The 8,326-nt window shown below is 73.3% G+C and carries 10 protein-coding genes and 1 pseudogene; 7 read left to right on the plus strand and 4 right to left on the minus strand.

Features of this window, described 5'->3' with window-relative positions; genetic code table 11:
- Positions 1 to 226: 226 nt before the first annotated feature.
- From E4P40_RS24285 to E4P40_RS24295, 3 genes are read left to right on the plus strand one after another with little or no spacing between them, the layout of a single operon-like run.
- Positions 227 to 1,480: a pyridoxal phosphate-dependent aminotransferase family protein gene (locus tag E4P40_RS24285; protein WP_135160934.1), complete on the plus strand. Its 1,254-nt coding sequence runs from the start codon at positions 227 to 229 to the stop codon at positions 1,478 to 1,480.
- A 37-nt stretch (positions 1,481 to 1,517) separates the two neighbouring features.
- Positions 1,518 to 1,820: a hypothetical protein gene (locus tag E4P40_RS24290; RefSeq protein WP_135160935.1), complete on the plus strand. Its 303-nt coding sequence runs from the start codon at positions 1,518 to 1,520 to the stop codon at positions 1,818 to 1,820.
- A 23-nt stretch (positions 1,821 to 1,843) separates the two neighbouring features.
- On the plus strand, positions 1,844 to 2,623 hold the full coding sequence (locus tag E4P40_RS24295; protein ID WP_135160936.1) for a phosphoglyceromutase: 780 nt from the start codon (positions 1,844 to 1,846) through the stop codon (positions 2,621 to 2,623).
- Positions 2,624 to 2,662: 39 nt separating this feature from the next.
- On the opposite strand, the gene phoU is transcribed toward E4P40_RS24295, so the two are convergent.
- Positions 2,663 to 3,322 carry a phosphate signaling complex protein PhoU gene (gene phoU / locus E4P40_RS24300; protein WP_135160937.1) on the minus strand — a complete coding sequence of 220 codons (660 nt, stop codon included), beginning with the start codon at positions 3,320 to 3,322 and terminating at the stop codon, positions 2,663 to 2,665.
- A 166-nt stretch (positions 3,323 to 3,488) separates the two neighbouring features.
- Here phoU and E4P40_RS24305 point away from each other — a divergent pair, with 166 nt between their 5' ends.
- Entirely contained in the window at positions 3,489 to 4,673 is a 1,185-nt protein-coding gene (locus E4P40_RS24305; protein ID WP_135160938.1) for an ATP-binding protein, read from the plus strand.
- Positions 4,670 to 5,356: a response regulator transcription factor gene (locus tag E4P40_RS24310; RefSeq protein ID WP_135160939.1), complete on the plus strand. Its 687-nt coding sequence runs from the start codon at positions 4,670 to 4,672 to the stop codon at positions 5,354 to 5,356. The genes E4P40_RS24305 and E4P40_RS24310 overlap by 4 nt, the downstream gene beginning before the upstream one ends.
- A gap of 29 nt (positions 5,357 to 5,385) precedes the next feature.
- Here E4P40_RS24310 and E4P40_RS24315 read toward each other — a convergent pair whose 3' ends face one another.
- Together E4P40_RS24315 and E4P40_RS24320 are read right to left on the minus strand one after the other, a co-directional pair.
- Positions 5,386 to 5,565 carry a DUF3072 domain-containing protein gene (locus E4P40_RS24315; RefSeq protein ID WP_135160940.1) on the minus strand — a complete coding sequence of 60 codons (180 nt, stop codon included), beginning with the start codon at positions 5,563 to 5,565 and terminating at the stop codon, positions 5,386 to 5,388.
- Positions 5,566 to 5,575: 10 nt separating this feature from the next.
- Positions 5,576 to 5,782 carry a hypothetical protein gene (locus E4P40_RS24320; RefSeq protein WP_135160941.1) on the minus strand — a complete coding sequence of 69 codons (207 nt, stop codon included), beginning with the start codon at positions 5,780 to 5,782 and terminating at the stop codon, positions 5,576 to 5,578.
- A gap of 81 nt (positions 5,783 to 5,863) precedes the next feature.
- Here E4P40_RS24320 and E4P40_RS24325 point away from each other — a divergent pair, with 81 nt between their 5' ends.
- A complete protein-coding gene (locus E4P40_RS24325) occupies positions 5,864 to 6,931 on the plus strand; it encodes a helix-turn-helix domain-containing protein (RefSeq protein WP_135160942.1) in 1,068 nt (355 codons plus the stop codon).
- Here E4P40_RS24325 and E4P40_RS24330 read toward each other — a convergent pair.
- Positions 6,830 to 7,648: a hypothetical protein gene (locus tag E4P40_RS24330; RefSeq protein ID WP_135160943.1), complete on the minus strand. Its 819-nt coding sequence runs from the start codon at positions 7,646 to 7,648 to the stop codon at positions 6,830 to 6,832. The genes E4P40_RS24325 and E4P40_RS24330 overlap by 102 nt on opposite strands.
- 154 nt (positions 7,649 to 7,802) lie before the next feature.
- Here E4P40_RS24330 and E4P40_RS24335 point away from each other — a divergent pair.
- A pseudogene (locus tag E4P40_RS24335) lies at positions 7,803 to 8,326 on the plus strand (hypothetical protein); the annotation flags it as partial.

Below are 8,326 nucleotides of genomic sequence, written 5' to 3' on the forward strand. Positions count from 1 at the left end.
CGAGGCCTTCGTCTCGGCCATGCACCTGACCGCGGTGTTCACCGCCGCGGCCGCCGTCATCGCCGCGGCCGTCGTCCTCACGTGGCTGCCGGGCAGGCCGAAGCGGGTGTCCTCGGTCACCCAGTAACCCGTTGGTGGCAACGTCCTCGTTGACGGTCACGCTGCGTAGGGGCCACCCTGGGTGCCGAGTGCAGCGGGACTCCCCGTGCCACAGAAGGGAGTTCCCGTGCCGGATCGCAGTGCCGTGCCCCAGGCCGGACGGCGCGACCCCTTCGCGCCGCTGCTCGAGAACCCCCTCGCCGAACTCTTCCGCCAGCACGTCCGCCGCGGGGCGGCCACCCACGCCGTCCCGACCGCGGGGGCGCCGCAGCCGGTCACCCTCTACGACGACGGCCGGCGACGGATCAACCTCGGCAGCAACAACTACCTCGGTCTGGCCAACGACCCGCGCGTGATCGAGGCGGCGGCCACCGCCCTCCGGCAGTTCGGCACCAGCACCTCCGGCAGCCGGGTGCTCAACGGCACCACCCGTCTGCACCTCGCGCTCGAGGAGGAGCTGGCCGACCACTACGGCACCGAGGCCGCGGTCCTCACGTCGTCGGGCATCAACGCCAACCTCGCCCTGCTGTCGACGCTCGGCAGCCCCGGCGACGTCCTGCTGGTCGACGCCCATGCCCACGCCAGCGTGCACGCCGGTGCGGCAGCGAGCCGCGGCACGGTCAGCCGCTTCCGGCACAACGACCTGCAGTCGCTGCGCCAGCGCCTCGACGCGCTCGAGCCTCGCGCCGGAGCCGTCATCGTCGTGGACGGCGTCTACTCGATGACCGGCGAGACCGCGCCGCTGCAGGAGATCGCCCAGCTCTGCGACCGCTCCGGCGCCCGTCTCGTCGTGGACGAGGCGCACGGCCTCGGGGTGCTCGGGGCGGGCGGACGCGGTGCCGTCGAGCACGCCGGCGTCCTGGGCCGGGTCGACGCCGTGACGGTCGCCTTCAGCAAGTCCCTCGCCAGCGTGGGCGGAGCGATCATGACCAGCCGTGCCGCGGCGGACGGCATCAGGGCCTCGGCGCTGCCCTACGTCTTCAGCGCGGCCAACGACCCCGCGTCGGTCGGTGCCGCGCTCGCCGCCCTCCGCATCCTGCGCAGCGAGCCCGAGCTGATGGCGCGGACGCGGGAGAACGCCGCTCTGCTGCGCACGGCGCTCTCCGACGCCGGGGTTCCGCCGCTGGCCGGCCGGGGCGCGGTCATCGCCGTCCCGACCGGTGAGGAGGAGGCCACCGCGACCGCGTGGCGGGCCGCCTACGACGCCGGGGTCTACTGCAACGCGGTCGCCTATCCCGCCGTCCCTCGCGGGAAGGGCGTGCTGCGCCTGTCGGTCATGGCCACCCACACCGGCGAGCAGATGCAGCGCGCCGCGGAGGTCGTCGCCGCCGCGGTGCGGCAGTTGCGGCTGCCCGAGGAGCGCTCGGTCGCCGTCGCCTGACCGGCGACAGGTCCGCCCCGCCGTTAGCGTGGGAGCGATGGCGGACGGCAGAGCGGCGCCCGAGCGACGGGCCCGGGCGCTCATGGGCCTCGTGGCCGCCTCCGCGCTGGCCTATCCGCTGCTCGTCTGCGCCGTCCGGCTGGCGTTCGCCCAGCTGCTGACCGACGACGTCCCCGCGATCGCGCTCTGGCTGACCGCCGGTGTCGCCTGCAGCGTCGCGCTGGTCGCCGCCGTCCGGTGGGGCGCCGAACGGCGCGTCGTCAGCCCGTGGCTGCTCCTCGGCCTGGCACCGCCGGCCGTCTACGAGCTCTGGCTGCTCTGGCCCCGATTCGCGGGCTGAGCCGGGTCGGGCAGGATGATCGCGTGACGACCCCCGGGACCCTCGTGCTGCTCCGCCACGGCGAGAGCGAGTGGAACAAGGCCAACCTGTTCACCGGCTGGGTGGACGTCCCGCTCTCGGAGAAGGGCTGGGTGGAGGCCGCCCGCGGCGGTCAGCTGCTGGCCGAGCACGACCTGCTGCCCGACGTCCTGCACACCTCGGTGCTGAAGCGGGCGATCGCCACCGCCGAGCTGGCACTGGCCGAGGCCGACCGGCAGTGGATCCCGGTCCGGCGCTCCTGGCGGCTCAACGAGCGCCACTACGGCGCCCTCCAGGGCAAGGACAAGGCCGCCACCCTCGCCGAGTTCGGCGAGGAGCAGTTCATGCTGTGGCGCCGCTCGTACGACACCCCGCCGCCGCCGATCGACGCCGGCAGCGAGTTCTCCCAGGACGGCGACGCGCGGTACCAGTTCCTCCCGCCGGAGGCGCGCCCCGCCACCGAGTGCCTGAAGGACGTCGTCGTCCGGATGCTGCCGTACTGGTACGACGCGATCGTGCCGGACCTGCGCAGCGGCCGGACCGTCCTGGTCGCCGCGCACGGCAACAGCCTGCGCGCGCTGGTGAAGCACCTCGACGACATGGGGGACGACGAGGTCGTGGGGCTGAACATCCCGACCGGCGTCCCGCTGCGCTACGACCTCGACGCCGACCTGCGTCCGGTGAAGCCCGGCGGCCAGTACCTCGACCCCGAGGCGGCGGCCGCGGCGATCGAGGCCGTCAAGAACCAGGGTAAGAGGACCTCGTCGCCCCCCACGCCTCGCTGACGCTCGGCGCGGGCCCCTGCGAGGAGGCCGGAGGAGCTCTCAGCTGGCGACCTCGGTCGTGTGGCGCTCGCCGGTGACCAGGTAGACGACCCGGCGAGCGACGCTGACCGCGTGGTCGGCGAAGCGCTCGTAGTAGCGGCCGAGCAGAGTGATGTCGATCGCCGCCTCGATGCCGTACGGCCAGTCGTCGGAGAGCACCTGGCGGAACAGCCCGCGGTGGATCCGGTCCATCGCGTCGTCGTCGGTCTCCAGCTCGCGGGCCGCGTCGACGTTCCGCGTCGCAATCACCGTGCCGGCCTTCGTGACGAGCATCTCGGCCACGTGGCCGGCCTCGAGGAACGCCGGGCGGACCTCCTGCGGCACCGCGTGGTCGGGGAAGCGCATCCGCGCCACCTTGGCGATGTGCTCGGAGAGGTCGCCCATCCGCTCGAGATCGCTGGCGATCCGGGTGGCGACCACGATCGTCCGCAGGTCGGTGGCCACCGGCTGCTGGCGGGCGAGCAGTGTGAAGCATCGCTGGTCGATGCTCTCGCGCGTCGCGTCGATCTGCTCGTCGCCGGCGATGACCAGGTCTGCCAACGCCACGTCGGCGTCCAGGAGCGCGGTGGTGGCCGTGCTCATCTGCGAACCCACCGTGTTCGCCAGTTCGACGAGGCAGTTCCGGATGTCCTCGAGCTCCTCGAAATAGCTCTCGCGCATGTTCGTCCTCCAGTTGAGCGTCGGACCCGAGAGTAGGACCGCTCGTGCCCGCATATCCCGTCGCACGGTGAACGGCCTCCCACGCCGAGGTGAACACTGCCCCTTCCGGGCGGGTGATCACCGCCGAACGGGCATTCCGGGCGGTTCGTCCACCTAGCATCGGGGCGTGAGTCCACTGGTCGCGCTGGTGGTCGGCCTCGTCCTGGGTGGGGTCGTGGCCGCCACGGTCATCCTCCGCTACCCCCGCGCCGACGGTGTGGCACCCGACGCGTCGATGGCAGTCCTGCCCGAGGCAGCCCTCGCGCGACGGCTCGTGGACCTCATGGATCCCGCCGTCGTCCTGGTCGACGTGGACGACGCGGTGCTGCTGGCCAACCCCGCCGCCCGCGCCCTCGGCATCGTGCGCGGCACGCGGCTCCTCGTCCACGACCTGCTGGCCCTGGCGCAGGACGTCCGCGCCGGCGGCAGCCGCCGGGCCGACGTCCGCCTGCCCGGCGACCTGGTCGGTTCCGGGCCCCGGCTCGTCGGCGTCCACGGCGTCCGGCTGCACAGCGGCACCGCACCGCCACCCGGACCCGTCGGCCTGGTCCTCGTCGACGTCACCGAGGCCCGCCGTTCGGAGGCGGTCCGCCGCGACTTCGTGGCCAACGTCGGGCACGAGCTGAAGACGCCGGTCGGCGCCCTCGCGCTGCTGGCCGAGGCGATCGAGCAGGCCGCCGACGACCCCGAGGCGGTGCAGCGCTTCGCCGGCCGCATCGCGCACGAGGCCGACCGCCTCGGCCGGCTGGTGCGCGAGGTCATCGACCTCTCCCGGCTGCAGGGCGGCGAACCTCTGCCGGACCTCGTGCCGGTCCAGGTGGACGACGTCATCGCCGAGGCGGTCGACCGCACCCGCACCGCCGCCCGCGCCAAGGGCCTCGACATCGCCGTCGGCGGCGAGACGGGCCTGGTCGTCCGCGGCGTGGAGAGCCAGCTGGCCACCGCCGTCACGAACCTGCTGGCCAACGCCGTCACCTACAGCGCCGGCGAGAACCGGATCGCCGTCGCCGCCCGGGCCCGGTCCGGTTTCGCCGAGATCGCCGTCACCGACAGCGGCATCGGCATCCCGCGCCAGGACCGCACGCGCGTCTTCGAGCGCTTCTACCGGGTCGACCAGTCCCGGGCGAGCAGCACCGGGGGCACGGGCCTCGGCCTGGCGATCGTCAAGCACGTGGCCAGCAACCACGGTGGCTCGGTCAGCGTCTGGAGCGAGGAGGGCCTCGGCTCGACCTTCACCCTGCGCATCCCGCTGGTGGCCGGCCTCCCGACGCCGGCCAGCCCCGCTGATCAGATGGAGAAGGAACGTTCATGACCCGTGTCCTGGTGGTGGAGGACGAGGAGTCCTTCTCCGACGCGCTGTCGTACATGCTGCGCCGCGAGGGCTTCGAGGCCGTCGTCGCCGGCACCGGCCCGGACGCGATCGCCGAGTTCGAGCGTGGCGGCGCCGACATCGTGCTGCTCGACCTGATGCTGCCGGGGCTGTCCGGCACCGAGGTCTGCCGGGCGCTGCGCGCCAAGAGCAACGTGCCGATCATCATGCTGACGGCCAAGGACTCCGAGATCGACAAGGTCGTCGGGCTGGAGCTGGGCGCCGACGACTACGTGACGAAGCCGTACTCCGCGCGCGAGCTGGTGGCCCGCATCCGCGCGGTGCTGCGCCGCCGTGGTGACGCCGCGGAGGCGCCGACGGGTGACGGCGTGCTCGAGGCCGGTCCTGTCCGGATGGACGTCGAACGGCACGTCGTCGCGGTGGACGGCGAGGCAGTGGCGCTGCCGCTCAAGGAGTTCGACCTCCTCGAGTACCTGCTGCGCAACGCCGGCCGCGTCCTCACCCGCGGGCAGCTCATCGACCGCGTCTGGGGTTCGGACTACGTGGGTGACACCAAGACGCTGGACGTCCACGTGAAGCGGTTGCGCGCCAAGCTCGAGCCGGACCCCGCCAACCCGACGTACCTGCTGACGGTGCGGGGCCTCGGCTACAAGCTCGAGGCGTAGGCCCCCCTGCAGGATGCAGGGGGGCACCTTCAGTTCTTCAGCTGGTCGATCTTCCGCGATGCCTCCGCCTTGGTGAGGTCCTCGGGGACCTCCTCGTCGGCGCCGCGCGACAGCGTCTCGAGATAGCTCTTCTGCGCGCCGGTGGCCGGCTCGTCGCCGGTCACCCAGTCGGACGGGTCCTTCTCCAGGGTCGGGTCTGATTCGCTCATGTGTTCGATCCTAGGCCGACACGAGGTCCTTCGCCTGCGGAGCGGGGGAGCGGTGGGCGGCCTCCCAGCGGCGGCCGGTCCGGTAGACGTGGACGCTGCCGCACGCGGGGCAGTCGACGTGCATCGCGATGTGGGCGGGGTGGTTGTCGACCGATCGGATGCGCCGGTCGGAGACCAGCTCGTCGGTCCGGGTGACGGGGCACGTGATCAGGAACATGGGGGAAGCGTCGTCCCGATCGGGCACGCAGACGAGTGGCAGAGATGACCGCTATCGCACCTTTTCTGCCATACTCGTCCCATGGCTCCCACCGACCGGCCACTGGTCGTCAGCGTCGTCGTGGCCGACGGTCTGGTGGGCAGTTTCGGCCTCGGTGTCTGCGCCGAGGTCTTCGGCTACGACCGCCGCTCCATGGGGCTGCCGCTCTTCGACTTCGCCCTGGTCGGCGAGGCCCCAGGGGTGCTGCGCACCGACACCGGCATCCCGATCAGGGTGGAGCACGGGCTGGAGCGGCTCGCCCGGTCGGACATCATCTCGATCACCGCGTGGGAACTGTTCGACCGCGTGCCGTCCCCGGCGCTGCTCGACGCGTTCCGCGCCGCCCACGCCCGCGGTGCCACGATCATCAGCCACTGCACCGGCGCCTTCGTGCTCGCCGCCGCCGGGCTGCTCGACGGCAAGCGGGTCACCACGCACTGGAAGTACTCCGGCGAGCTGGCCGCGCGCTTCCCCGCGGTCGACGTCGACCCGTCGGTCCTCTACGTCGACAACGGCCAGGTCATCACCGGCGCCGGGACGGCGGCCGGCGTGGACACCCTGCTGCACCTGGTGCGCCGGGAGTGGGGCGCGGCCGCGGCCAACGCCCTGGCCCGCGAGATGGTCGTGCCGCCGCACCGCGACGGCGGGCAGGCCCAGTTCATCGACGCCCCCGTGCCGTCGTGCCAGGACGACCTGCTGGGCGTCGTCCTCGAGTGGGCGAGTGCCCACCTCGCCGAGGACATCAGCGTCGACACCCTGGCCCGCCGGGCCCTGATGAGCCCGCGCAGCTTCGCCCGCCGGTTCAAGGCGACCACGGGGACCACGCCGCACGCCTGGCTGCTCGGCCAGCGCCTGGCCGCGGCCGAGGCACTGCTCGAGGGGACCGACGCCCCCGTCGAGGAGATCGCGCGGCTGGTCGGGTTCGGCACCGCGGCCGGTCTGCGCGAGCAGTTCGCCCGGCGGCGCGGGGTGTCCCCGCGGGCCTACCGGCAGACGTTCCGGGCCGGGTCAGGCGCCGGGTCGGCGCCGGTGCAGCTCGACCGGCACCGGGCTGGCGGGGTGCGGGGCGACCAGACCCTGGTCGAGGCGGAGTTCGGCCAGCCGGCGTAGCTCGGCGAAGGCCGCCACGCCGAGCAGTTCGGTGAGCTCCGCGGCGTAGGTGTCGACCAGCGGCACGGGGGAGACGTGCGCGGCCGGCGACCCGGTGCACCACCAGTGCAGGTCGTGCCCGCCGGGTCCCCAGCCGCGCCGGTCGAACTCGCCGACCGTCGACACGAGGACCCGCGTGCCGTCGGGCCGGTCGACGTGCTCCTGGGCGCGGCGCACGGGCAGCTGCCAGCACACGTCCGGCTTCGTGGTCAGCGGGTGGACGCCGGTCCGCAGGGCCATCCGGTGCAGCGCGCAGCCGGTCCCGCCGGCGAAGCCGGGCCGGTTCAGGAAGACGCAGGCGCCGTCGACGACGCGGGTGCGCAGCGATCCCTCGCTCTGTTCCCCGTCCGCGGAGTCGTCGTGCGCGCTGTCCTCCTCCGTCCAGTTCCCGCGGCCCACGGGCGCCAGCTGCCAGTCGTCGTCGGTGAGCCCGCCGACGGCCGCGGTGACCCGCGCGAGGTCGTCGTCGTCGGTGAAGAAGGCGCCGTGGCTGCAGCACCCGTCGTCCGGGCGGCCCTCGACCACCCCGATGCAGCCGCGACCGAAGATGCAGGTCCACGCCGAGGTCAGCCAGGTGAGGTCGGCGCGGACGACGTGCCCCGGGTCGGCCGGATCGGAGAACTCGACCCACTCGCGGGAGAAGTCGAGCGGGACCTCCTCGTACGAGTCCTCCAGCACGGGTCCAGCCTAGGAGAAGGACCCCGCTGCCCCCACCAGGGGACACCACCGGCTCGCTCGCTCGCGGCCGGACCCTGCAGCGCGGCCACCCTCCCCCTCACGCCTCGCTGCGCTCGGTGCGAGCCTCTGGAGGGGGGCCAGGCAGACTGGGGCCATGCGCCTCGGGGTCCTGGACATCGGATCGAACACCGTCCACCTCCTCGTGGTGGACGCCCACCGCGGCGCGCACCCCACCCCCATGCACGACGACCGCGCCGTCCTCCGGCTGGCCGAGCACGTCGGCCCGGACGACGTCCTGTCGAGGGCGGGGGAGAAGGCGCTGCTCAAGGCGGTGCAGAACGCCTGCGACCAGGCCGAGAAGCAGGGCTGCGACGAGCTGCTGGCAATGGTCACGTCGGCGATCCGCGAGGCGTCGAACGGCCTGGAGGTGCTCGCCCGCATACGCGAGCGCACCGGGGTCGACCTGCAGGTCCTCACCGGCGAGGAGGAGGCCCGCCTCACCTTCCTCGCCGTCCGCCGGTGGTTCGGGTGGAGTGCCGGGCAACTGCTCATCCTCGACATCGGCGGCGGCTCGCTGGAGATCGCGTGCGGCGTCGACGAGGACCCTGACGTCGCCCTGTCGCTCCCGCTCGGGGCCGGGCGGATGACGCGGCGCTTCCTGCCGGAGGCCCAGGTCGG

Source organism: Blastococcus sp. CT_GayMR20, assembly GCF_004570345.1.